Origin of the sequence: Nocardiopsis sp. MT53 (assembly GCF_019598965.1) — a bacterium.
Classification (GTDB): Bacteria; Actinomycetota; Actinomycetes; order Streptosporangiales; family Streptosporangiaceae; genus Nocardiopsis; species Nocardiopsis changdeensis.
This window is the reverse complement of record NZ_CP080599.1, coordinates 6,428,313-6,451,530: the sequence shown is the minus strand read 5'-3', so window position 1 is coordinate 6,451,530 and position 23,218 is coordinate 6,428,313. Positions and strand designations below refer to the sequence as shown.

The window sequence follows — 23,218 nt, the reverse complement described above, 5'->3', positions numbered from 1 at the left end:
GCGGTCATGACCCAGATCACCACCACTGACGTGGCCATCATCGGCGCCGGCCCCGCCGGCATGCTGCTCTCCCACCTGCTCGCCGCCCAGGGGGTGGAGTCCGTCGTCATCGAGGCGCGCTCGCAGGAGTACGTGGCCTCCCGCATCCGCGCCGGGGTGCTGGAGCACTCCACCGTCGAGCTGCTGCGCTCGGTGGGCCTGGCCGACCGCCTGGAGGCCGAGGGCGACGAGCACCGCGGCATCCACCTGCAGTGGCCGGGGGAACGCCACCACCTCGACTTCGTCGACCTCACCGGCCGCAGCGTGTGGATCTACGGGCAGACCGAACTGCAGAAGGACCTCATCGCCGCCCGCACCGCCGCCGGGCAGCAGGTGCACTACGAGGCCGCCGACGTCGCCCTGCACGACCTGCGCACCGAGGCCCCCTCGGTCACCTTCACCGACCCCTCCGGGGAGCCGCACCGGGTGCGGGCGCGCGCGGTGGCGGGCTGTGACGGGTCCTTCGGGCCCAGCCGGGGCGCCGTCGGCGCCGACCTGCGCAGGACCTGGGAGCGGGTCTACCCGTACTCGTGGCTGGGCGTGCTGGCCGACGTCGCCCCCTCCACCGACGAGCTCATCTACGCCTGGCACCCCGACGGGTTCGCTCTGCACTCCATGCGCTCGTCCACCGTCAGCCGCTTCTACCTCCAGGTCCCCAACAGCACCTCCGCCGACGAGTGGAGCCACGACCGCATCTGGGACGCGCTGGCCGCCCGGCTCGGCCACGGCCAGGACGGCTGGGAGCTCGAACCCGGGACGATCACCGACACGAGCGTGCTGCCGATGCGCTCCTACGTGCAGACGCCGATGCGCGACGGCCGCCTGTTCCTGGCGGGCGACGCCGCCCACATCGTCCCGCCGACCGGCGCCAAGGGCCTGAACCTGGCGGTCGCCGACGTGGCCCTGCTCGCCCCCGCCCTGGCCGACCTGGTGCGCGGCGACAGCCGGCAGGCCGACGCCTACTCCGACACGGCGCTGCGCCGGGTCTGGCGGTGCACCCACTTCTCCTGGTGGATGACCACCATGCTGCACACGGGCACCGACCCCTTCGACACCCAGCTGCAGCTGTCCCAGCTCCGCTGGGTCGCCACCAGCGAGGCGGGCGCCACGGGACTGGCCGAGAACTACGCGGGCCTGCCCATCGGCTTCTGACCCGGGGCCGGTCGGCGGTCCCGAGTGCCGCGCGGGCGCGCCAGGTGGGCGTTCCCCGGTCGGCGGGGCGCGGACACCGGGCGGGCCCGCCCATCGGCGTCGAACGCGTTCTCGAACCCGCTCACCACCCGGCGGCGCGGCGGTTCGGGGACGCGCTCGCCGACGACGGCGCGCCCGGTCCCGACCGGCCGTGCCGGGGACCGCCCCCGCCGGCCCCGGCGTTCGACGGGCGGTGCGGCCATGCGGTCGGCCGGGCCCCGAGGCCGCCGGCCGGACCGGGGATCACGAGCGCCGCGGGCGCGGGTGCAGTAGGGTCGGGGCAACGCGATGACGGAGACGAGTAACCGCGGGACCGCGTGGACCCAGAGAGCCGCCGGCGGCTGGGAAGGCGGCTTCACGCCCCGGGGTGAAGACCCTCCCGAGTGCGGGGAGGAACGGTCCGGCCACCGGGCCCGATGCCCCGCCGGCCGGCCCCCGTGACCGGGCCCGAACGAGGCCGCCGCTCCGTCGGCGGCGAAGGCGTGGTGGCACCGCGAGTTCCCTTATCGCCCACGCCCCCAAGGGATCATTCCGAGGTCCTCGGAGGACTTGAGATGATCCGTTCCACGAGCCGTACCCTGGTCCGCGACCTGCGGCGACACGTCGGCGAGACGGTGTCGGTCCGCGGCTGGGCGACCACCCTGCGGCGACAGAGCCGGATGCAGTTCGTCGTCGTGCGCGACCACACCGGCACGGCCCAGATCACCCACCGGCGCCGCGGCGCAGGCGACGCCGTCGAGGCCGCACTGGAGTCCCTGACCGCCGAGTCCGCTGTGCGGATCACCGGCACGGTGGTCGACAACCCCGTCGTCAAACTCGGCGGCCTGGAGCTGGTGCCCCACGAGGTGGAGGTGCTCAACAGGGCCGAGGCGCCGCTGCCGATCGACGACCGGACGGGGATCGAGCAGCGCCTCGACCGGCGCTTCCTCGACGTCCGGCGCCGCCCGGAGGCGGGACTGCTGTTCGCCGTGCAGACGACCCTGGAGCAGGGCATGCGCGAGTTCGCGTACGCCGCCGGCGCCACGGAGATGCACACGCCCAAGCTGATGGGCGCCGCCTCCGAGTCGGGGGCCGACGTCTTCGCGCTCGACTACTTCGACCGTTCCGCGTACCTGGCGCAGTCGCCCCAGTTCTTCAAGCAGATGGCGATCGCGGCGGGGATCGACAAGGTCTTCGAGGTCGGACCGGTGTTCCGCGCGGAGCCGTCCTTCACCTCCCGGCACGCCACCGAGTTCACGGGCGTGGACGTGGAACTGGCGTGGATCGACGGGGTCGAGGACGTGATGTCCTTCGAGGAGCGGATGCTCGCCCACGCGCTGGCGAAGGTCGCCGAGGCGCACGGCGACGCGGTCGCCGAGCGCTTCGGCACCGACATCGCGGTGCCGGAGACCCCGTTCCCCCGGATGACGATGGCCGAGGCCCAGGAGGTCCTGCGGCGCGGCGGCTGGGACCCGGAGGGCGCCAAGGAGGACCTGGACCCGGAGGGCGAACGGCGCCTGGCCGCGCACGTCGAGGAGGAGACGGGGCACGAGTTCGTGTTCGTCACGCACTACCCCGCGACGATCCGGCCGTTCTACCACATGCGCTCCGCCGAGCGCCCCGACCTGACGCTCGGCTTCGACCTGCTCTGGAAGGGGCTGGAGATCACCACCGGTGCCCAGCGCGAACACCGCCACGACGTGCTGCTGGAGCAGGCGGCGGAGAAGGGGCTGGGCACCGGACCGCTGCGCGACTACCTCGACTGCTTCCGTTACGGCTGCCCGCCCCACGGGGGGTTCGGCATGGGGCTGGCCCGTGTGCTGATGGTCCTGCTCGGCCTGGACTCCATCCGGGAGGCGGTCTTCCTGTTCCGGGGACCCCACCGCCTCACCCCGTGACCCGCGCCGTCCCCGCCCGCGGCCCCGCGGGCGGGGACGGCGTCCTCCGCTGTGGAAGCGCCCGCCCTTGCCGCGGGGACGGCCGCGGGACGGCCGCGCGCCGGGCCGACCGGGGGCCGCGGCCTCGTACAGTGGTGGTTTCACCCCGGGCGCGCAGGACCTTCCGCGCCCCGTGACCGAACACGAGCCCCGCACCGGCGGGGACACCCGGAGGGAACCCCTTGTACCTGGCCCGCATCAACCTCGACCCCGCGCGCAGCAGCGGCATGGACCAGTGGGCGGCCATGGGCCAGGCCGTGCGCAGGGCCGTCGACCCCGACCCCGCGTCCGAGGCCCGCGTGCTGTGGGCGCGCACCTCGCCGGGCACACTGGTGATCAGCTCCGACACCGCGCCCGCCTGGGGCAAGGTCCCCGGCGCGACCTCCGCCGCGATCCACCCGCTGTCGCGGCACCCCGAGGGCGAGAGCGTCCGCTGGGAGCTCATCTCGGCGCCCACCGCCCGGCGCGGCAAGCGGGTCCCGCTGGCCGAGGACGAGTTCGAGGACTGGCTGTCCGGCAAGTTCGCGGGAGCGCTGGACCTCACCTCGGCGAAGTGGAAGCGCCTGGGCGGCAGGCCCGCCCGGTACCACTTCACGGGGGAGGCCGTGGTGCGGGACAGCGACGCGCTCCAGGAGCTGTGCCTGAACGGGATCGGCGCGGGCACGGCCACGGGCGCCGGGCTGCTCCTGGTCAGCCCGCTGGCACCGCAGTAGGCGGCGCGCACCGGGTCAGGGGTCCCCGCCCGCGTTCGCGTCCCCGTCGTTGCCCACGGCCTCCAGTCCGTACCCCGTCCGCTCCTCCTCTGCGACGGGGTCCGACGGGGCCCTCCCGACGGTGAAGGACCGCCCGCGGCCGGTGCCCAGCTCCTCGGCGGTGACGTTGACGATGCCGTTGGCGTCGATGTCGAAGGCCACCTCGATCCGCGGGGTGCCGCGCGGCGCCGGGGACAGACCGGTCAGGTCGAAGACGCCCAGCTCCCTGTTGTCCCGGGTGAGTTCCCGCTCGCCCTCGAACACGCGTATACGCGCACGTTCCTGACCGTCCCCGGTGGTCGTGAAGACCTCGGAGCGCTTGGTCGGGATGGTCGTGTTGCGCTCGATGAGCTTGGTGAACACGCCGCCCTCGGTCTCGATGCCCAGGGACAGCGGGGTCACGCCCAGTAGCAGGAGGTCCTTGACCTCGCCCTTGAGGACGCCGGCCTGGAGCGCGGCGCCGATGGCCACGACCTCGTCGGGGTTGACACCCCTGTCGGGTTCCCTGCCGCCGGTCAGCTCCTTGACGAGCTCGGCGATGGCGGGCATGCGGGTGGAGCCGCCGACCAGCACCACGCGTTCGATCTCGCCCCCGCCGATCCCGGCGTTCTCGAGGACCCGGTGGAGGTCCTCGACGACCAGCTGGAACCGGACCCCGGTCCGCTCGACCAGGTCGGCGGTCAGCCGCTGGAACTCGGTGCGGGTGAGCTTCTCGTGCAGGTGCAGCGGGCCCTCGGCCGAGGCGGTGATGTAGGGCAGGTCGATCCGCGTCTCGCCGGAGGAGGACAGCTCGGTCCTGGCCTTCTCCGCGGCCTCGCGCAGGCGTTCCAGGGCCGTCCCGTCCCCGGTCGGGTCCGCGCCGGTGGCGTCGGCGAACCTCGCGACCAGCAGGTCGACGATCGCCCGGTCCCAGTCGTCGCCGCCCAGGTCGTCGCCGCCGACGGCCTTGATGTTCACGACGCCGTCACCGATGTCCGCCACGGCGAAGCCGAGGCCTCCGCCGCCGAGGTCGTAGACGAGGATCGTGGCCTCGTCCTCCTTCTTCAGGTGGTAGGCGAGGGCGGCGGAGGTGGGCTCGTTGATGATGCGCAGGACGTTGAGGCCCGCGATGGTGCCGGCCTCCTTGGTGGCCTGGCGCTGGGAGTCGCTGAAGTAGGCGGGGACGGTGATGACGGCGTCGGTCACGTCCTCGCCGAGGTAGGCCTCGGCGTCGCGCTTGAGCTTCTGCAGGATGAAGGCGCTGATCTGCTGGGGGTTGAAGGTCTTGTCGTCGATCTTCACCGTCCAGTCGGTGCCGATGTGGCGCTTGACCGACCGGATGGTGCGGTCGACGTTGGTGACCGCCTGGCGCTTGGCGACCTCGCCGACGAGGACCTCACCGTTCTTGGCGAAGGCGACGACGGACGGGGTGGTGCGGGAGCCCTCGGCGTTGGTGATGACCGTGGGCTCACCGCCCTCCAGGACCGCGGCACAGGAGTTCGTCGTACCGAGGTCGATACCGATGGCCCTCGACGAGCGTTTCCGTGCACTGAACGGGATGCTCCGGAGGCGCTCGGCGACCTCGCCGGCGCTCCGCGGGCGTTCGCCGGGGTCCTTGGCGAGGAGCTCGCGCAGGAGGCGGTCGAGCGGTTCCGGGACGTCCCACCTCCGGGCCGAGGCCGGGCGGGGCGGCCTGTTCACGTGCCCGTGGATGACGGCGGGCATGTCGCCCGTGAAGGGCGGCTCCAGCGTCAGCAGCTCGTACAGGGTGCAGCCGAGGGCGTAGAGGTCGGTCCGGGCGTCGACCGGCCGTGAGTCGAAGCGCTCGGGCGCCATGTAGGGCAGGCTGCCGAGTGCCCCCCGGGTGAGGCCGTGGGTACCGTCGTCCAGCCACGCGATGCCGAAGTCGCAGATCTTCACCCGGCCGTCCGGCGCCCTGAAGAGGTTAGCGGGCTTGATGTCGCGGTGGACGACGCCGGCCCCGTGCGCGGCGGCCAGCCCTTCGGCGACCTGGGCGCCGATGTCCAAGACGGAACCGAGGTCCAGGCCCCGGGTGCGGCCGACGAGCGTCCGGCCGAGGTCTTCGCCCTCGAGGAGTTCGAGCACCAGGTACACGCGCCCGCCGTGTCCACCGATGTCGAACACTTTGGCGATCGACGGGTGGTCCAGGCGGGCCGCCGCCCGGCCCTCCCGCCGCAGGCGGTGCTCCAGCTCCTCGGGGGCGTGGTCGAGGACGAGCTTGACCGCGACGAACCGTCCCAGGGCGAGGTCCAGGGCCCTCCACACCTGCCCCATGCCCCCGTGCCCGAGCCGGGAGTCCAGCCGGTACCTGCCGTTGAGCTCTACCCCCTGCCGCATGCCCACCTCGCCTCGGTCATGGGGATGATTGTGGCGTGCGGGACCCCGCGCGGGTAAGGGGCCGAGGCCGGAACACCCGCACCCGGCCCGCCGGGACCGCCCAGCCAGCGGGCGCTCAGTGGGCCCGGCCGGCGAAGACGACGGAACGGGAGCCGGTCCCGCCCGTGCGGTCCTCCAGGGTGAGCGTGTACACCCACCACCGGCCCGACTCCGGTGACGGGCAGGAGTCCGCGACGCTCGTCGCGAGGAGCGCGGGGAGCCCGACCTCCTCACCGCTCCGCTCCGCCAGGGCGGAGGGGCCGGACTCCTCCCAGGGCGACGCGGCGTGGCGGCAGGTCGAGGAGACGCTCAGGTCCAGCGGCCTCCCCGTCCCGTTGATGACCTCCACTCCCCAGGTGACCCGCTCCTCCCCGCCGACGTCCTCGTGGGAGATGCCCAGCAGCTGGATCCGGATCCCGTCGCCGTACTCGAAGGGCCGGTTCGCCGGTACGAGCACGGACCTGACACCCAGGACGAGGGTGACGAAGAGGATCACGAGCACGAGCGCGATCCACGGAGCGAATCTCCGCAAGGCGTCCTCCGGGGGGGGGCGGGGCGTGCGGGGCACCGGGGGAAGCGTACACACCGCGGCCCGCCGCCCGTTCCCGGCCGGGACCGCCCCGCCGAGGGGCGCGGGCCGGGCGGTCAGGGGGTCTCGCCGCTGAGGACCCGGGCCACGGGCCGGCGGGCCGCCAGGCGCGCGGGCAGGGCCGTGAGCGCCACCGTCGCCGCGAGGGTCGCCAGCGCCGCGCCGAACAGCCAGGGCGTGGGGGCCTCGACCGCGTTCCGGGCGGCGAAGAGCGAGAGCACGCCGTCGCCGATGAAGAGGCCGACGGCGGCGCCGGGCAGGCCGGGCAGGAGCTGGGCGATCGCCAGGCCCGCGGTGATCTGCCCGGGGGTGGCGCCCAGCGCCCGCGCGACGGCCATGCTCACCCGGGCCTCCAGGGCCGTGGTCCACGTGGACGCGACGGTGTTCACGACGGCGAGCACGACGAGCAGGACGGTGACCACCGTCAGCAGGCGGTGGTCGTGGACGTCCCGGAGGTTGGCCAGGTCCGAGGAGCCGTACACGCCGTAGCTCCGCACGGTCTGGACGGAGAGGGTCAGCGAGGCGGTGAGGGCGATGACCGTGGCGGCCGTGGAGCACGCCTGCAGCACGGCCCGGCCCGGCCGGCGGGCGGTGATCCGCAGCCCCAGCATGAGCGGCGCGGGCAGCAGCGCGGACAGCGCCGTCAGCCGGGAGCGGTCCTGCGGCCGCCGCGCGGTGTCCGCCAGGACGGCGGCGGTCGAGGCGCGCAGGGTCCGCAGCGCGGGACGCACGGTGGCCAGCGCCGCCACGGCCACGGAGAGCACGACCGTCACGGCCACGGCCGTGAAACCGGGCCCGGCGGCCTCCCCGATCCGGCTGGCGGTGGGTGCGGCGACCGCTGGGAGGGCCAGGCGGGCGATCACCAGCCCCAGCGCGTTCGCCAGCAGCGCCAGGGCCAGGAACTCGGTGAACAGCACGGCGGCGACCAGGCCGGGCGTGGCGCCGACGGCCTTGAGCACCCCCGCCCGGCGCGTCTGCTCGACGATGCGCCCTGCGGCCAGCACCGCCACCCCGGTGACGGCCAGGAAGCCCAGCAGCCAGCCGCCGACGGTCAGGATCGGCCGGACGTTGCGGAGCAGGACGGCGTCCTGTTCGGCCATGGACCGCCAGCTGCGGTACGCCACCCCGGGGACGGGGGAGGCGTTGGCCTCGATGAACTCCTCGGCCAGGTCCGGGTCGCGCAACCGCAGGTGCAGGGCCGTGGCCACGGGGAGGTCCCGGGCGGCCAGCTCCCGGGCGTCGGCCTCGGTCAGCCAGGCCAGGCCGCTGTAGTCCGTGGGTCCGCCGCCGGGGCCGACCTGTGCCGCCCAGGGGTAGACACCGGTCGCCGCGGTCACGGCGGTCCCCACGACCGGGTACGAGCGGTCGGCGATGGTCACGCGGTCGCCGACGCCCGCGCCCAGGGCGGTGGCGAAGCCCCGCTCCAGCACCACCCCTCCGGGGCTCACCCAGTCGCCCGACGTCAGCAGCGGACGGCCGACCTCGCCCGGGTTCTCGTCGGCCCCGTGCACCACCACCCGCGAGTCGTACCCGCGCGCCGTGAGGGTGGCGTAGACGACGGGGAAGGGCCCGTTGTGGGCGACGACCTCGGGCTCCCGCGCCAGCGGGGCCAGGTCCGGGGCCGGGGCGAGGTCCGTTTCGGCCGCGAGCACCACCACGTCCGGTCCGGCCGTGGCCTCCCGGGTCTGCATGTACAGGGACTCGGTCTCCCCGCGCAGGGACAGCCCCGTCGCCGCGGCGGCCGTGGCCACGGTCATCGCGAGCACCAGGATCACCGCCTGGGTTCGATGCCGGCGGATCCCGGCCCAGGCGAGCCGGGCGACGAGCACGACGCGCCCCATCAGTCCTCCAGTCCGACCAGGCCGCCGAGCCACCCGGTGCCCGTGCCCGCCAGCCGGGTGTCGTCGACGAACATGCCGTCGCGCATCGAGACCACCCGGTCGGCGACGGCCGCGACCCGCTCGTCGTGCGTGACGATCACCAGGGTCTGCCCCGCGGCGCGCAGCTCCTGGAAGATCCGCAGCACCTCCAGCGTCGCAGCGCTGTCGAGGTTGCCGGTCGGCTCGTCGGCCAGGACGGCCAGGGGCTCGTTGACCAGCGCACGGGCGATGGCGACCCGCTGGCGCTGCCCGCCGGACAGCTGCGCGGGCAGGTGCCCCGCCCGGTCCGCGAGCCCGACCCGCTCCAGCAGGCGGCCCGCGCGGCGCCGGGCCTCGCGCCGGGAGCGCCCCGCCAGCAGGGCGGGCAGCTCCACGTTCTCCGCCGCCGACAGCTCCTCCACCAGGTGGAAGGCCTGGAAGACGAAGCCCGCGGACCGGCACCGCAGCCGGGCCAGGGCCCGCTCGTTCAGGGTGTCGATGCGCCGTCCGGCGAACCACACCTCCCCGTCCGTGGGCCGCTCCAGTCCGCCCAGCAGGTGGAGCAGTGTGGACTTCCCGCAGCCGCTGGGCCCGGTGACGGCCAGCATCTGGCCCTCGGGCACGTCCAGGTCGACCCCGTCGACGGCACGGAACCCGCCCTGTCCCTGACCGTGGCGCTTCACCAGGCCCCGGGCCCGGATCACGGCACTCGACACGTTCATCTGTCCTCGGATTCGTCGTCGGCTTTCGACCAGGCCCGCTCGCAGGCGGCCAACCAGCGCAGGTCCGCCTGCAACCGCAGGACGACCCCCTCCAGCAGCAGGACGCCGGGGGAGCCCGCGGGCTCGGCCAGTGCCGCCTGCTGCACCTCGTGCAGGCGGCGCAGCAGTTCGCGGCGCTGCGCCGCCACGAGTTCGACCGGGTCGGCCAGCCGGGCCGCGGCGGCCGCGACGAGCTTCAGGTGGAACTCCGCGAGGTCGGGCTTGGGCCAGTTCACCTCGGCCAGCCAGGCGGCCACGCGCTGCTGCCCGGCCGGCGTGAGGGCGTAGACCTTGCGGTCCGACCGCTCGGGGAGGCCGTCGTCCGCCTGCTCGCAGACCACGAGCCCGGCCTTCTCCAGTCGGCCCAGGGTCACGTAGATCTGGCCGGGGTTCATCGACGCGCCCAGCGGCCCCAGGCTCTGCTGGAGCCGGGCGCGCAGTCGGTACCCGTGCGACGGCTCCTTGGCGAGCATCGCCAGCACTGCGTCCTGCACTCTGCCCCCTAACGGTTAGCCAATAGATAGCGGTTATCCGATCCGGGTGTCAAAACGTCCCGGTCGCACGGGTCCGCCTGCGGGGGAGGGGAGGGCCGGAGGCCGGGGCCGGGCGGCCCGCTCCCCGGCCCGGCACACGACGGCGCCCGCGCCCGGAGCCTGTCGGCAAGGGGCGCGGGCGCCGGGCCCGCCGCCGCGCCGGGGGAGCCCCCGGGCGGCGCGGTCGTTCTACCGCCGGACCACCGGGTGGCCGCTGGCGATCGAGATGCGGTTGAACGCGTTGATGAGCGTGGCCGTCCACTCCACCGCGGAGATCTGGGCGGTGCTCAGGTGGGCGGCCGCGCGGGCGTTGACGGCCTGCCGGTCGACGGTCGGGTCGAGCACCGTCAGGGACTCCGCCAGCTCGAACGCGGCCCTCTGCGCGTCGGTGAACAGGGTGGTTTCGCGCCAGGCCGGCAGCACGTCCAGCGTGCTCTGCTCGACACCGGCCTTGCGCGCCTTCGCGGCGTGGATGCTCAGACAGGTCGGGCACCCGTTGATCTGGGACACCCGGATGTTGATCATCTCGATGAGGTCGTCGCCCAGCCCGGCCTCGTTCGCCGCGGTCCGGGAGGCGGCGGCCGCCTTGACCATCGCCCGGTAGACCTCGGGGTGCTCCTTGTCGATGTAGGGGCGTTCCGCGCTCACGCGTCGCCCCCGCCCCTGACGGTCTCCTCGACCAGGGCCAGGTCGGCCGGTCTGGGCCGGCGGAACCGCCCGCCCCCGGCCGTGTACTCCTCGCCGTGCTTCTTCAGGTGCGCGGCGAAGAGCGGGCACACGGGCACGACGGTGAGGTTCCCGCGGACCGCGTCGGCCAGGGCCTCGCGGACGAGCAGCCCGGCCAGGCCGCGGCCGCCGAACTCCGGGGCGACCTCGGTGTGGAAGAAGACGCGCTCGCCGGGGGCACCGGGCGGGTCGACGAAGTCCGCGCGCCCGGCGAGGGCGCCGTCCTGCGTGCTCACGGTGTAGGCGCTGACGGCGCGCGTCCGGTCCAGGGCTATGGACACGGGGGCGCCCGTCCTGTCGGTGTGCTGTTCGGTCATCTCGGCTGCCTCTCTGCGGGGACGGTGCCCGGCCGGGTCGGTGGTGGGGACGGCGGGAGTGGTGGGTGCGGTGGTCGCGTTGGTTCGTGCGCCCGTGCGGGGCGGGTGGCGGCCGGGCCGGCGGGACCGGTACGGTCGGCGGGACAGGCGGCGCCGGTCAGCCGTTGAGCTGCGCGTGGGGCGGCGGGTTCTTGCGCGGCCGCATCCGGACCGGGGGCAGCTCCGGGGCGGGGATCCTGGACATCCCCTCGCGGTTCCTGCCCGGGCCGCCGTGACCCACGTACCCCTCGACGCGGCCGAAGCGCTCGCCCTGGGCCTCCCACTCCTCGCGGTACCGGCTGATCTCCTCCGTCGTCCGGCCCAGGAAGTTCCACCACATGACGACCTCCTCGCCGAAGGGGGCGCCGCCCAGGAGCACGAGCCGGGCCGGCTCGGAGCCCCCGTTGGCGACGCGCAGTGTCCGGGCGCCGATGCCGGTGTAGCCCAGGGCGTCCTTGGGGACGTGCACCCCTTCGAGGGTGACGCTCCCGCCCGTGTCCACCAGGAGCCCGTGCTCGAACCCGGGGTCGACGGAGAGGGTGAGCTCAGCGCCGGGGTCGAGGCGCAATTCGGCGCCCACCAGCGGCGTGTACGTGGCCACCGGCGACCGCGAGCCCAGCAGCGAGCCGAGGAAGACCAGCGCGGAGCCCCCGGGGAACCCGACGGGTTCGGGGACGAAGTGCTCGAACCCGCGCTCCGGGCTGTGCCTGGCCTCCTCCGGCAGGGCGACCCAGAGCTGGACCCCGTGGAGCCGGCCGGAGTCCGCGGTGGAGGTCTCGGAGTGGCAGATGCCCGCCCCCGCCGTCATCAGGTTGACCTCCCCGGGGAGGACGTCCGCGCTGTGGCCGCCGGAGTCGATGTGGGCGATGGCCCCCTCGAACAGCCAGCTGACCGTCTGCAGCCCCGTGTGCGGGTGTGGTGCCACGTCCATGCCGCCGGTGGCCGCCACGTCGTCGGGGCCGTAGTGGTCGATGAAGCACCACGCCCCGATCAGCGAGCGCTGGCGCTGCGGCAGGGTGCGGCGCACGTTCATCGCGCGCGGCCCGCCCAGGGGCACGTCGCGGGCGGTGATGATCTCGACCGGCACCCCGTCCTCGCGTGCGGCCAGCGGGCCGGGCAGCCCGCCGTCGGCGCACACGTGCGTGTCCGGCCGGGTCTCTTGGTTGGTCATCGCGCTCTTCCTTCTGGTCGGCGGGCACGGACTCGGTGGGCACGGACACGGTGCCGTGCTCCCTCCGCCCCGGGCGGTGTGCGGTCCCCCTTCGGCGCACCGCGGTGGAGTAGGGGACGGGCCGGACGTCCCGCGTCGACGGCCCCGGGTCCCCTGACGGTGCCGCGCGGAGTCCGGGACGGCCCGTGCCGGGCGTACACCCTCCCCGTCCCCTCCAGGCGGGATCCCCGCCGTGGTGTTCGGTCAGTCCGGCTGCTCGGCCATGTGGTCCGAGACGCGCCTGGTGAGCCGGGCGAAGGTGCTGAGCTGGTGCGGCGTCAGGGCGTCGATGAACAGGCGGCGAACGTGCTCGACGTGCTGCGGCGCGGCGTCCTCGATCGCCTCGTACCCCTCCGGGGTGACGACGACGAACGCGCCGCGGGCGTCGTCGGGGCAGTCCTCCTTGGCCACCAGCCCGCGCTTCGCCATCCGGGAGACCTGGTGGGACATGCGGCTCTTCTCCCAGTGCACCAGCCTGGCCAGTTCCAGGAAGCGCATCCGCCCGCCCGCTTCCGTGAGGTTGGCGAGCACGATGTAGTCGGAGGCGGACATCCCCGAGTCGGCCTGGAGGAGCCTGCCCAGGCGCCCCAGCAGCGTCTCCTGCATCCGGATGAAGCCGTCCCAGGCCGCCTTCTCGTCCGGGGCCAGCCAGCGCGGCGTCGCGTTCATGGGCGCAGTGTAACGAAGTGGTTGACACCTCATCCACTTGAACCCGATCGGCGCCGGTGCGCCCCCGGTGGGGAGGCGCCCGCCGACCCGCCCGCCGGGCCCCGCTCCGGTGCGCGGGCCGGCGGGCCGCGGCGGCCCCGCCGACCGGCGGCGGGACCCGGCAGCCGGCGCCGAGGCCGGCGGGCGGCCCCGGTCAGCCCTCGCCGTTCACCCGGGACGCCGCCTCCTCCCGCCACCGCAGGGGGTCGTCCTCCAGCGCGGTGCGGTCCCAGCGCCCGAGGTCCGCGGCGGCCTCGTAGGTGGTGCGCAGGAACTCCGCGACCGCGCGGTCGGGGTCGGGAGCGGAGCGGGCGGCCTCGTAGGGGAACAGGAACTGTTGGTACTCGGTGCTGTAGTACGCGCCCTCGGGGCCGACCGGGTGGTCGGCGAACCCCTCGGGTGCGGGGTAGGCGTAGGAGTAGAAGGCGCCCCCCTCGCCGCCGCCGGGCCAGAACCCGCAGCTGGACAGCTCCCGCGAGTACCCCTCGACCATGACCCAGTCCCCGCAGTTGGGGGCTCCGCCCGGGTGCGGCGGCGCCGACCGTCCGGAGAAGCGGGTGCAGGCGAGGTCCATGGCCCCCCAGAAGAAGTGCACCGGGCTGACCTTGCCGACGAAGTGCGACCGGAACTCGCCCATCACCCGGTTCGCCTGGAGCAGCTGGCGCCAGAACAGAGCGGCCGCCTCGCCGTCGTAGGAGGCGTGCTCGTGGTCCTCGGCGAAGGGGATGGCCGGGTCGACCTCGTTGGGCCGCGGCCGGATCGGCGCCTCGATCCCGAGCCGGTCGAGCATGTCCAGGACGCGGGCGTAGAACTCGGCGACCGCCATCGGCCGCAGCGGAAGGCTCTGCGCGCCGCCGTCGCTGCTGCGGACCTCCAGCCGGTGGCCGATGAAGTCGAACTCGATCTCGAAGGCCCCCGAGCGGTGGGGGACGGCCGACGTCGTCAGCCCGCGCGGGCTGACGTAGAGGGTCACCTGCCACCAGTGGTTGACCAGCGGTGTGTGGGCCATGCGGATCTTGCCCACGATCTGGGTCCACATGTGCAGGGTGTCGCGGGTGGGCGTCCAGTCCGAGACCCGCAGGCCGGGCCAGTTCGTCGTCGACGGGCCGGTCATGGTCGTCACTTCCTTCGCTGTGTCGCCGGGGTGGCGGGGCGGTCGTGTACGTGTCCTGCGGGCGGGCGCCGCGCCGCCCCTCCTGCTGCGCGGGTGCGACGGCGGTGATCGACGCGCCCTCCGGATGGTAGATGATGAATCAACTTTTTGGTAGCGGGAATCCCCTGTACGTCGGGTTCCGGGGTTTCCGAGGCCGATCGGTTGACACGTCAAGTACCGACCCTGAATAGTGGACACGTCATCCACTTGGATGGAGCCGGGCCGTCCGTGCCGCGGGCGCCCGACACCGGTTCGCCGCATCGGCGAATCGGTGTGCCGACAGGATCGGGCGGCGCGGGGAGCCGGTCGATCGAGCAGAGGGAGGGGCCGCATGGCGGTCGAAGTGAGGGACGCGCCCGAGGCCAAGCGCTACGAGGCCCGTGTCGACGGGGAGTCCGGGGTCGCGGGCGTCGCGGAGTACATCCGTACGCCGGAGCTCATCGCGTTCGTGCACACCGAGGTTGGCCCGGAGTACGGGGGCAGGGGGTCGGGTCCGCGCTGGCCCGCGCAGCCCTCGACGAGGCGCGGGCCGCGAACCTGCGGGTGCTGGCGACCTGCCCCTTCTTCGCGGGCTGGATCGCCCGCCACCCCGACTACCAGGACCTGCTGTACCGGTCCCGCAGCAGGGTGGAGGACTGAGCGGACCAGGAGCCGCGCCGTGCCGCCGCGACGGGAATGGTTGAGCGTTCAAGTGAGTTGACGGGGGCATGAGCACACCGACACGTCTCGCAGCCGGCACCTCGATGGGCGCCGTCACCCTCAACGTCGCGGACCTGGACGCGATGACCGCCTACTACCGCGACGGGGTCGGCCTGTCCGTCCTGGAGCAGGCCGGGCCGCAGGTGACCCTCGGACGCCCCGGCCGACCCGCCGTCGTCCTCGTGCACACCCCGGGCCTGCGCCACGCCTCACCGCGGGACGCGGGGCTGTTCCACACCGCCATCCTCTTCGACACGGAGGCGGCCCTGGCCTCGGCGGTCTACTCCGTCGCGCGCCTGCGCCCGGGGTCGTTCACCGGCTCCAGCGACCACCTGGTCAGCAAGGCGTTCTACTTCGACGACCCCGAGGGCAACGGCGTCGAGCTGTACTGGGACCGCGACCGCACGCAGTGGAGCTGGACCCACGGCCGGGTCGAGATGAACACCCTCTTCCTCGACCCGAACGCCTTCCTGCGCGACCACCTCGACGAGCGCGGGCTCGCCGGGGAGCCGATCGGGGACGCGCGGGTCGGCCACATCCACCTCTCCGTCGGCGACGTGGAGACGGCGCGCGACTTCTACTCCACCAAGCTGGGCTTCGACGTGACGCTGTCCCTGGGGGACCAGGCCGTGTTCGTCAGCGCCGGCGGCTACCACCACCACATGGCGATGAACGTGTGGAACAGCCGCGGGGCCGGGCGTCGCCGGCAGACCCTCGGCCTGGGGCGGGTGGACATCGAGGTGCCGTCGCCCGACGACGTCGGCGAACTCACCGAGCGCATGCGGCACTACCGGGTCCCGGTCCGCGACGACGGCCGGACGGTCGCCTTCGAGGACCCGTGGGCCAACGCCGTCCACCTCAGCGTGGCCACGCCCCCGCCCGACACGGCGGAGACCCCGTCCCCGGAGCCCGGCCCGACCGAGAACGGCCCGGACCAGGACTAGAGCCCCCGGGCGGGTCACAGGGGCGGGGCGGGGAGCCAGGGGGCGATGGGGCCGAGGTCCAGGAGGGCGCTGCCGGCGGCGCGCTCGGCGGAGGCCGGGCGCAGGGCGTCGGCTGCGCGGCGCAGGGCCGCCGGATGGCCGGCGAGGCGGGCGGCCTTGAGCACGAGGAGCCACAGCGCCTCCTGGAGGAGGTCGTGCGGGGGAGCGGGGACGGCGTCCAGGAGGGCCCGGGCGCGGTCGCGGTCGCCGGCGCGGGCGGCGAGCCAGGGCAGGACCCAGGGCGCGTACGGGCCCGGGTCCAGGTCCGGGGCCGGGTCGATTCCGCCACCGTCGGGGAGGGACGCGGCCTCCAGGAGCGCCGCGGTGCCCTCGGCCAGACCGGCCATGCCGGAGCGGGCCAGGACCGCGGCGGCCTCGGCGGGTGGGCGGTCCTCGCGCATACGGCGGTAGAGGGCCGTGAAGACCGCGGCGAGCGGCCGGTCGAACCGGTCGGCCAGGGCGTCCACCCGCTCCGCGTCCGCGTCCGCCTCGGCGAACAGCCCCAGCGCGCTGAGCGCCTGCATCCGGCTGATCCGCCCGTGGACCTCGAACGTCGCCAGGTCGTGGTCCACCGCCACGTCCACGACCTCCGCCGCCAGGTCGCGGCGCCGCCCCGCCAGCCCCGTGCGCCCGAACTCCTGCATCAGCCGCCCCGCCAGCGCCGTGCACAGCAGCCGCGGGTCCCCCAGTTCCCGGGCGATCCGCTCCGCCTCGCGCGCCTGCGCCCCGCGGTCCGCGGTGCCGCGGCTCTCCATCGCGACGGTCGCCAGCAGCCGCGCCCGCGCCGCCCGGCTCCCGCCGTCGCCGAGCCGGTCCAGGGTCCGCTCCGCCGCGGCGACCACCGCCGCCGCGCCCTCCGGGTCGTCCGAGCGCGTCCACACCCCCGGGACGTCGAACCGGCCGATGACGCGCGCCGTCAGTTCCGGGTCGCCGAACCGCTCGGCCGCCGTGATCGCCTCCAGCCGCTGCTCCGCCGCGGCCGCCACCGCTCCCGACACCGCCAGGTCGGAGATGAGCGCGGCCGTCGTCTCCAGCCGGCTGCGCGCCGGGACGGACGCGTACGCCGCCGCGGCGTTCGACCACACGTCCCGCTCCGACGCCGGCGACCGCAGCGCCGGGTCGCCGCGCAGGATGCGCACCTCCAGCTCCGCCAGCCGGGGGTCGGGGTCCAGCCCGAGTTCGTCGACCAGCCGGGCGCGGGCCCCGGCGAGCGCCGCCAGGGCGTCGCGCCGCCGGCCGCCCCGGTACAGCCCCAGCGCCAGCAGCCGCCAGGCCTCCTCGCGCCAGGGGTGGGAGCCCACCAGGGCGCTCAGCGAGGCGACCGCCTCGTCGATCCGCCCGGTGTCCAGCCGCGCCCGGGCGAGCCGTTCGACCGTGCGCACGCGCAGCTCCGCCAGCCGGGCCCGCTCCGCCCGCGCCCATTCCGCGTCGGCGAACTCCTCGAAGGGCTCCCCGCGCCACTGCGCCAGGGCGTCGCCCAGAAGGCGGGCCGCCTCCTCGGGCGGCGCCCCGCCCGCCTGCTCCGCCCACCGCTCCGCCCGGCGGACGTCGACGCACTCCGGCGGCGGCCGCAGCGCGTACCCCGCGCCCTCGGTGACCAGCACCCGCGGCCGCCGCCGGTCGGCCTCGAGCGCCCGCCGCAGGTCGGAGACGAAGGTGCGCACCGCGCCCTTGGCGCGCGGCGGCGGGTCGTCCGGCCACAGCTCGTCGACCAGCCGCTCCACGCCGACCACCCGCCCGCGGGCGGTCAGCAGCAGGCAGAGCAGTTCGCGCTGGCGCCGGCCGCCCAGCGCGACCGGCCGCCCGTCGGCGCCGACGACCCGCACCGGGCCGAGGACGCGCAGATCCCAGGTGTGCACCGTCGTGACGCTAGCACCGGTGCCCGGCACCGGTACTGATCGGACACTGATCGGCGCCCGCGATGCTCGTCGGTGTCAGGCTCCACGCACCGAGAGAGGTATCCATGTCCCGCACCATCCCCGGCTCCGAGACCGTCACCGTCGAGGTGGCCCCCGGCGTCCCGATCACCGCCGCCGTCCTGGGCACCGGCCCCGCCGTCGTCCTGCTGCACGGCTTCCCGCAGACCCACCTGATGTGGCGGCACGTCGCCCCCGCGCTGGCGGCCGACCACACCGTCATCTGCCCCGACCTGCGCGGGTACGGGGCCAGCGGCAAGCCCGCCGAGGCCGGCTCCGACACCTACGCCAAGCGCACCATGGCCGCCGACATCGTCGCGCTGGCGGCGGCCCTCGGGCACGAGCGCTTCGCCCTGGCCGGGCACGACCGGGGCGCGCTCGTCGCCTTCCGCGCCGGGCTCGATCACCCCGGCACCGTCACGCACCTGCTGTCCCTGGACGTCCTGCCGACCCTGGACATGTGGGACGTGCTGCACGGCGCCGACGCCCGCGTGGCCTTCCACCTCTACCTGATGGCCCAGCCGCCCGGGTTCCCGGAGCGCATGATCTCCGCGGTCGCCGACGACTTCTTCGCGAGCTTCATCGACGGCTGGGGGGCCGACGACCGGGCGATCCCCGCCGACGTCCGGGCCGAGTACCTGCGGGCCTCGCGCGAGGCCGTCCCGTCGATCGTGGCCGACTACCGCGCCTCCGCCGGGATCGACCTCGAACACGACCGCGCCGACCGCGCGGCCGGGCGGACCCTGGACATGCCGGTCACGGTGATCCAGCAGGACTGGGGCGCGGCGCTCGGCTACGACGCCGCGGGCCTGTGGGGCCGGTGGGCCACCGACCTGGAGCACCGCACCCTGGACGCCGGGCACTTCATGGCCGAGTCGGCGCCGGAGGAGATCACGGAGGCGATCCGCTCCCTGCTGCGCAGGTGAGCGAACGCTCCCCGGGGGCGGGGCGTTCTTTGCCGATCCCGTACCGGATCGGGATGTGCCCGCGCCCCGCCCTCGGGGACACCTGACCCTGCCGCCGCGTCGGGGTCCGAGCCCGTCGCGGCGCGTGCGCCCGCCCCCCGCCGCCGACGGCAGAGCCCCGGCACGACCGCCCCGCCGCCCGCGCGCGGCGGGGCGGCACGGGCCCGGGCGGGACGACGAAGGGTGAGGGTATGGATTCCACCGGGACGGCTCCCGGGGGCCGCCGGCGCCGGGTTCCGCCGGGCTTCCGGGGGTACCGGCGGGCATGGCTGCGCGGCGACGTGGTCGCGGGGCTCACCGTGTGGGCGGTCCTGGTCCCGGAGTCCATCGCCTACGCCACCATCGCCGGGGTCCCGCCGATCATCGGCCTGTACGCCGCCCCCGTCGCCCTGCTCCTGTACGCCCTGCTGGGGTCCTCCCGCCAGCTGGTGGTCGGGCCGATGTCCTCCACCGCCCTGCTGTCCGCGTCCGTGGTGGCCGCGGCCGTGGGCGGCGGCGGGGACGCGGTGGCCACCACCGCGGCACTGGCCCTGGTCACCGGTGTGATCGCGCTGGTCGCGGGCCTGCTGCGGCTGGGGTTCGTGGCCTCCTTCATCTCCGAGCCCGTCCTCAAGGGGTTCGTGATCGGCCTGGCGCTGACCATCATCGTCGGCCAGCTGCCCAAGCTCACCGGGACGGAGGGCGGCGAGGGCGAGTTCTTCGGCAGGCTGTGGGGATTCCTCTCGAGCCTGGGGGACACCGACGCGCTCACCCTGGCCGTGGGCCTGTCCGCCCTGGCCGCGCTGCTGCTGCTCAAGCGCTTCCTTCCGGTGGTCCCCGCCTCCCTGGTGGTGGTGATCCTGGCCGTGGGCGCCACTTGGGTCTTCGGCCTGGACCGCCAGGGCCTGGACATCGTGGGCCCGCTGCCCGGCGGACTCCCGCCGGTGGGGCCGCCGGACCTGGCGCTGTCGCAGTACGGGGCCCTGGTCGCGGGCGCGGCGGGCATCGCCCTGGTGGGGTTCGCCGAGGGGCTCGGGGCGGCCCGCACCTACGCCGCCAAGTCGGGGGACCGCATCGACCCCGACCGCGAACTCCTCGGCCTGGGCGGCGCCAACCTGGCCTCGGGGCTGTGCTCGGGCATGGTGGTCAACGGCAGCCTGTCCAAGACCGCCGTCAACGGCGCGGCCGGGGCCCGCTCCCAGGTGTCCGGGCTGACCGCCGCACTGCTCACGGTCCTCACCCTGCTGTTCCTCACCGGCCTGTTCGAGAAGCTGCCCGAGGCGGTGCTGGCCGCCGTGGTGGTCTCCGCCGTCCTGGAACTGGTGGACGCGGCCGCGCTGCGGGAGCTGTACCGGCTCGCCACCCCGGCGCTGACCGCCGTCTACGGCCTGGCCGCCCGGACCGACTTCCTGGGCGCCGTCGCCGCCCTGCTCGGCGTGCTGCTGCTGGGCACCCTCCAGGGCCTGCTGGTCGGCGTGGGCATCTCGCTGCTGCTCCTGCTGCGCCGCTCCTCCCGCCCCCACCTGGCCGAACTGGGCAGGGTCACCGGGCCCGGGGGCGCCTCCCCCCGGTGGGTGGACCGGGCGCGCGACCCCGCCGCGGCCGCCGAGGACCGGGTGGCCGTACTGCGGGTGGAGAGCGGCCTGTACTTCGCCAACTCCGAGTACGTGCACGACCGGCTCGTGGACGCGGCCCGCCCGCGGGACGTGCGGGCGGTGGTTTTGGACATGCGCGCGGTGCCCTTCGTGGACGCCACCGCCGCGCGCATGCTCGACCGGCTCGCCGACGGGCTGTCCGGACACGGGGCCGACCTGTTCCTCGCCCGCGACCTGGGCCAGGTCCGCGACCTGCTGCACCACCCCGAGGTGCTGTACCCGTCGGTGGAGGAGGCGGTGCGGGCCGCCCGCGCCCGCATCCGCGGCGGCCCGGGGACCGGAACCGAACGCGCTCCCGCATCCGACGACTGACCGGAGGAACCGTGCTCAACGCACTCGCGCAGGTCCTGCCGTTCGCGCTGGGGCTGATCGCCGCCCCGCTGCCGATCGTGGCCGTGATCCTGCTGCTCATGGCACCGGGCGGCCGGGGCAAGGCCCTGGTCTTCGTCCTCACCTGGGCGGGCGTCGTCTTCGTCGTCTCCACCGCGGTGGCGCTCGTCGCCGGGGCCGGGGACACCACCGCTGTCGGGGACTCCCCGGCGTGGGTCGGCTGGGTGCAGCTGCTGCTGGGCCTGCTGTTGCTGCTGGTCGCGGTCAAGAACCTGAGGGACCACATGAAGCGGCCCGAGGGGGCCGACCCCGCGCCGCCCGCCTGGCTGACCGCCATCGACTCCATGGGCGCCGGCAGGGTCGTGGGGCTGGCGGCGCTGCTGGCCGGGGCCAACCCCAAGAGCCTGGCGATGGTCCTCGGCGGCGGCGCGGCCGTGGCCTCCTTCGGGCTCGGGGCGGGCGGGACCGCTCTGGCCGCCCTGGTCTTCGCGGTGCTGGGCAGCCTCGGCCTGCTCGTGCCGCTGGTCGCCGTGGCGGTGTCCGGCGAACACGGCACACGGGCCCTGGAGAGGGCGCGCACCTGGCTGATCGCCAACAACGACACCGTCACCATGACCGTGCTGTTCGTCTTCGGCGGCGTCTTCGCCGCCAAGGGGCTGGAGGCGCTGCTCTCCTGAGCGCCCCGCCCTCGACGCCCCGCCGGACCCTTTTTCCTCATGTGCGGATATCCGGCATTTCTTCGAAGGATCCCCCTGTCCTTTTCGTCCCTTCGAATTTGCGTTTTCCTTGGGTTCTCTTGGCGTGAAACTTTCACCGCCGGACCGAAACCCCGTAAAGGGGGATGGAACAGTGGGAGCCGTTCCATCGGGAAAGCGTGAAAGGGAGGGCCATGCCCTACGGATCGGCAACGGGGTCGGGAGCCACACTGGCGGCGACGGGCCTCGCCACGGGACACCTGTGGCTCATCGCCATCGGGCTGGTGCTGACGCTCGTCGGAGCGCTCTTCATCAGGTTCTCGTTCCGTCCGGACCGGGGTCCGACCGAGTGACGACGGAACACGGCCCCGAGGAGCTTCCGACCGCGCGCTGCGTGCGCCCCGGAATGGTCGCCGCGCTCGCGGCGCTGGCCCTGAGCGGATTCTTCGCCTGGGGTGCGGTGCACCTCGTGGTGATGGTCCGCCACGGAATGGGATCCGAGACCAGTCTGGGGCTGGTGTGGCTCGCGTGCTTCGCCCTGCTGTGGTGGGTCCCGCTGGCCTGGTTCGAGCGCCCGATGCGGGCCACCGGCGAGCAGGCGGCCGGACTCGACCGCCTGTTCGTCACCGTGCAGATCCCGGTCTACAACGAGGACCCCCGGGTGCTGGAGATGTGCCTGCGCTCGGTGCTGGAGCAGAGCCGCCGGGTGGACCGGGTCCGGGTCGTCGACGACGGCTCCGCCGACCCCGACACCGGGGAGGCGGTCGACTACGCCGACATCCGGGACCGGTTCCTGGAGCGGGCGGCCGCGGCTGGGGTGGAGGCGACCTGGGACCGCACCCCGAACCGGGGCAAGCGCTACGCCCAGATGCACGTCCTCGCCCAGGACGACGCGGACGTCTTCGTGACGCTCGACAGCGACTCGGTCATGGACCGGCACGCCGTGCGGGAGGGGCTCGTGCCCTTCGCCGACCCGAAGGTGCAGTCGGTCGCCGGGCACGTCATCGTCCTCAACCGGAGCACCAACCTGCTGACCCGGATGACCGGTTTGCTGTACCTGCCGTTCACCCGGGGGCTGCGCAGCGCCCAGTCGGTCCTGCGCCGGGTCACGATCAACTCGGGGACGCTGGCCTTCTACCGGGCCCATCTGGTCCGCGACCGGGCCGGGGTCTACGAGAACGAGACCTTCATGGGCCGTCCGATGCAGATGAACGACGACTCCATGCTCACCTTCTACGCGCTGCTCGAAGGCGACACGGTCCACCAGCCCTCGTCGCTGGTCTTCACCCTGGTGCCCGAGCGCGCCGGGCACTACTTCGGCCAGCAGCTGCGCTGGATGCGCGGCACGACCGTCCGGCACCTGTGGTGGCTGCGCTACATGCCGGTGCGGGGCGTCGTGTTCTGGGTGACGGTGCTGGAGTACCTCCACCTGTTCCTGGGGTACGCGATCCCCCTGCTGATCCTGGCCCACCCGGGGCTGCGGGCGCAGGCGGGGGACATCGCCGTGGCCGCGCTGGTGATCGGGACGGCCGTCGGCTACCTGATGACGCTGCGGATCTTCACCATCGTGCGCTCGGACGAGACGGTGCTCCAGAGGTTCCTGCTGTTCCTGCTGGCACCGGTGGCCACGCTGTGGAGGCTCGTCCTCCTGCGGCCCCTGTACCTGTACGCGATGCTCACCTGCGGGCGCATCGCCGACTGGGGGACCCGGGACAGGGTCGAGGTCTCCCTGCCGTCGGAGGCCGCGGCGCGGTGAGGCGCCGGAGGGCGGCCCCCGGACCCGGGCGCCGCCCTCCGCGCCGCCCCGGCAAAAGAGACGTTGACCGC

General features: G+C 74.5%; 20 protein-coding genes and 2 pseudogenes. 10 read left to right on the top strand and 12 right to left on the bottom strand.

All coding sequences use genetic code 11. The annotated features are described in order from the left end of the window. Positions 1-6: 6 nt before the first annotated feature. The 3 genes from K1J57_RS28975 to K1J57_RS28965 all read left to right on the top strand — a co-directional run bounded on the left by K1J57_RS28975 (position 7) and on the right by K1J57_RS28965 (position 3,859). Positions 7-1,191, top strand: a complete 1,185-nt coding sequence (locus tag K1J57_RS28975) for a 4-hydroxybenzoate 3-monooxygenase (RefSeq protein WP_220561876.1) — start codon at positions 7-9, stop codon at positions 1,189-1,191. A gap of 593 nt (positions 1,192-1,784) precedes the next feature. Next, the gene (gene aspS / locus K1J57_RS28970; RefSeq protein WP_220561875.1) at positions 1,785-3,107 is read left to right on the top strand and encodes an aspartate--tRNA(Asn) ligase; all 1,323 of its coding nucleotides are present in this window, start codon (positions 1,785-1,787) and stop codon (positions 3,105-3,107) included. Positions 3,108-3,328: 221 nt separating this feature from the next. Then, complete coding sequence (locus K1J57_RS28965) at positions 3,329-3,859, top strand: type I-E CRISPR-associated protein Cas6/Cse3/CasE (protein ID WP_220561874.1); 531 nt, start codon at positions 3,329-3,331, stop codon at positions 3,857-3,859. A 117-nt stretch (positions 3,860-3,976) separates the two neighbouring features. Here K1J57_RS28965 and dnaK read toward each other — a convergent pair. From dnaK to K1J57_RS28915, 11 genes and pseudogenes are all read right to left on the bottom strand, one after another. Next, positions 3,977-5,437 (bottom strand): annotated as a pseudogene (dnaK, locus tag K1J57_RS33800) (molecular chaperone DnaK); the annotation flags it as partial. Positions 5,438-5,530: 93 nt separating this feature from the next. Further along, a pseudogene (locus K1J57_RS33795) lies at positions 5,531-6,172 on the bottom strand (serine/threonine-protein kinase); the annotation flags it as partial. Between the two features lie 178 nt (positions 6,173-6,350). After that, positions 6,351-6,806, bottom strand: coding sequence for a hypothetical protein (locus tag K1J57_RS28955; RefSeq protein ID WP_220561872.1), 456 nt, complete (start codon positions 6,804-6,806; stop codon positions 6,351-6,353). Positions 6,807-6,919: 113 nt separating this feature from the next. After that, the gene (locus tag K1J57_RS28950; protein ID WP_220561871.1) at positions 6,920-8,704 is read right to left on the bottom strand and encodes an ABC transporter permease; all 1,785 of its coding nucleotides are present in this window, start codon (positions 8,702-8,704) and stop codon (positions 6,920-6,922) included. Beyond that, positions 8,704-9,444 carry an ABC transporter ATP-binding protein gene (locus K1J57_RS28945; RefSeq protein ID WP_220561870.1) on the bottom strand — a complete coding sequence of 247 codons (741 nt, stop codon included), beginning with the start codon at positions 9,442-9,444 and terminating at the stop codon, positions 8,704-8,706. Before K1J57_RS28945 ends, K1J57_RS28950 begins: the two co-directional genes overlap by 1 nt. Next, the gene (locus tag K1J57_RS28940; protein WP_220561869.1) at positions 9,441-9,977 is read right to left on the bottom strand and encodes a PadR family transcriptional regulator; all 537 of its coding nucleotides are present in this window, start codon (positions 9,975-9,977) and stop codon (positions 9,441-9,443) included. The genes K1J57_RS28945 and K1J57_RS28940 overlap by 4 nt, the downstream gene beginning before the upstream one ends. A 228-nt stretch (positions 9,978-10,205) precedes the next feature. Next, positions 10,206-10,664, bottom strand: coding sequence for a carboxymuconolactone decarboxylase family protein (locus tag K1J57_RS28935; RefSeq protein WP_220561868.1), 459 nt, complete (start codon positions 10,662-10,664; stop codon positions 10,206-10,208). After that, entirely contained in the window at positions 10,661-11,059 is a 399-nt protein-coding gene (locus K1J57_RS28930; protein WP_220561867.1) for a GNAT family N-acetyltransferase, read from the bottom strand. The genes K1J57_RS28935 and K1J57_RS28930 overlap by 4 nt, the downstream gene beginning before the upstream one ends. Before the next feature lie 157 nt (positions 11,060-11,216). Beyond that, positions 11,217-12,269, bottom strand: a complete 1,053-nt coding sequence (locus K1J57_RS28925) for a pirin family protein (protein ID WP_220561866.1) — start codon at positions 12,267-12,269, stop codon at positions 11,217-11,219. 243 nt (positions 12,270-12,512) lie between these two features. Further along, complete coding sequence (locus K1J57_RS28920; RefSeq protein ID WP_220561865.1) at positions 12,513-12,977, bottom strand: MarR family winged helix-turn-helix transcriptional regulator; 465 nt, start codon at positions 12,975-12,977, stop codon at positions 12,513-12,515. 193 nt (positions 12,978-13,170) lie between these two features. Beyond that, the gene (locus K1J57_RS28915; protein WP_220561864.1) at positions 13,171-14,130 is read right to left on the bottom strand and encodes a DUF5996 family protein; all 960 of its coding nucleotides are present in this window, start codon (positions 14,128-14,130) and stop codon (positions 13,171-13,173) included. A 267-nt stretch (positions 14,131-14,397) separates the two neighbouring features. On the opposite strand from K1J57_RS28915, the gene K1J57_RS28910 reads away from it, so the two are divergent. After that, a complete protein-coding gene (locus tag K1J57_RS28910) occupies positions 14,398-14,808 on the top strand; it encodes a GNAT family N-acetyltransferase (RefSeq protein ID WP_370634543.1) in 411 nt (136 codons plus the stop codon). A 68-nt stretch (positions 14,809-14,876) separates the two neighbouring features. After that, positions 14,877-15,812 carry a VOC family protein gene (locus tag K1J57_RS28905; protein WP_255646672.1) on the top strand — a complete coding sequence of 312 codons (936 nt, stop codon included), beginning with the start codon at positions 14,877-14,879 and terminating at the stop codon, positions 15,810-15,812. Positions 15,813-15,826: 14 nt separating this feature from the next. Here the strand turns inward: K1J57_RS28905 and K1J57_RS28900 are convergent, their stop codons facing one another. Next, the gene (locus tag K1J57_RS28900; RefSeq protein ID WP_255646671.1) at positions 15,827-17,710 is read right to left on the bottom strand and encodes a BTAD domain-containing putative transcriptional regulator; all 1,884 of its coding nucleotides are present in this window, start codon (positions 17,708-17,710) and stop codon (positions 15,827-15,829) included. A 104-nt stretch (positions 17,711-17,814) separates the two neighbouring features. Here K1J57_RS28900 and K1J57_RS28895 point away from each other — a divergent pair, with 104 nt between their 5' ends. From K1J57_RS28895 to K1J57_RS28875, 5 genes are all read left to right on the top strand, one after another. Continuing rightward, positions 17,815-18,693 carry an alpha/beta fold hydrolase gene (locus tag K1J57_RS28895; protein ID WP_220561863.1) on the top strand — a complete coding sequence of 293 codons (879 nt, stop codon included), beginning with the start codon at positions 17,815-17,817 and terminating at the stop codon, positions 18,691-18,693. Positions 18,694-18,923: 230 nt separating this feature from the next. Further along, positions 18,924-20,678 carry a SulP family inorganic anion transporter gene (locus K1J57_RS28890; RefSeq protein ID WP_220561862.1) on the top strand — a complete coding sequence of 585 codons (1,755 nt, stop codon included), beginning with the start codon at positions 18,924-18,926 and terminating at the stop codon, positions 20,676-20,678. Positions 20,679-20,689: 11 nt separating this feature from the next. Next, entirely contained in the window at positions 20,690-21,373 is a 684-nt protein-coding gene (locus K1J57_RS28885) for a GAP family protein (RefSeq protein ID WP_220561861.1), read from the top strand. 212 nt (positions 21,374-21,585) lie between these two features. Next, entirely contained in the window at positions 21,586-21,744 is a 159-nt protein-coding gene (locus tag K1J57_RS28880; protein WP_220561860.1) for an LPXTG cell wall anchor domain-containing protein, read from the top strand. Beyond that, positions 21,741-23,147 carry a glycosyltransferase gene (locus K1J57_RS28875; RefSeq protein ID WP_255646670.1) on the top strand — a complete coding sequence of 469 codons (1,407 nt, stop codon included), beginning with the start codon at positions 21,741-21,743 and terminating at the stop codon, positions 23,145-23,147. Before K1J57_RS28880 ends, K1J57_RS28875 begins: the two co-directional genes overlap by 4 nt. Positions 23,148-23,218: the final 71 nt, after the last annotated feature.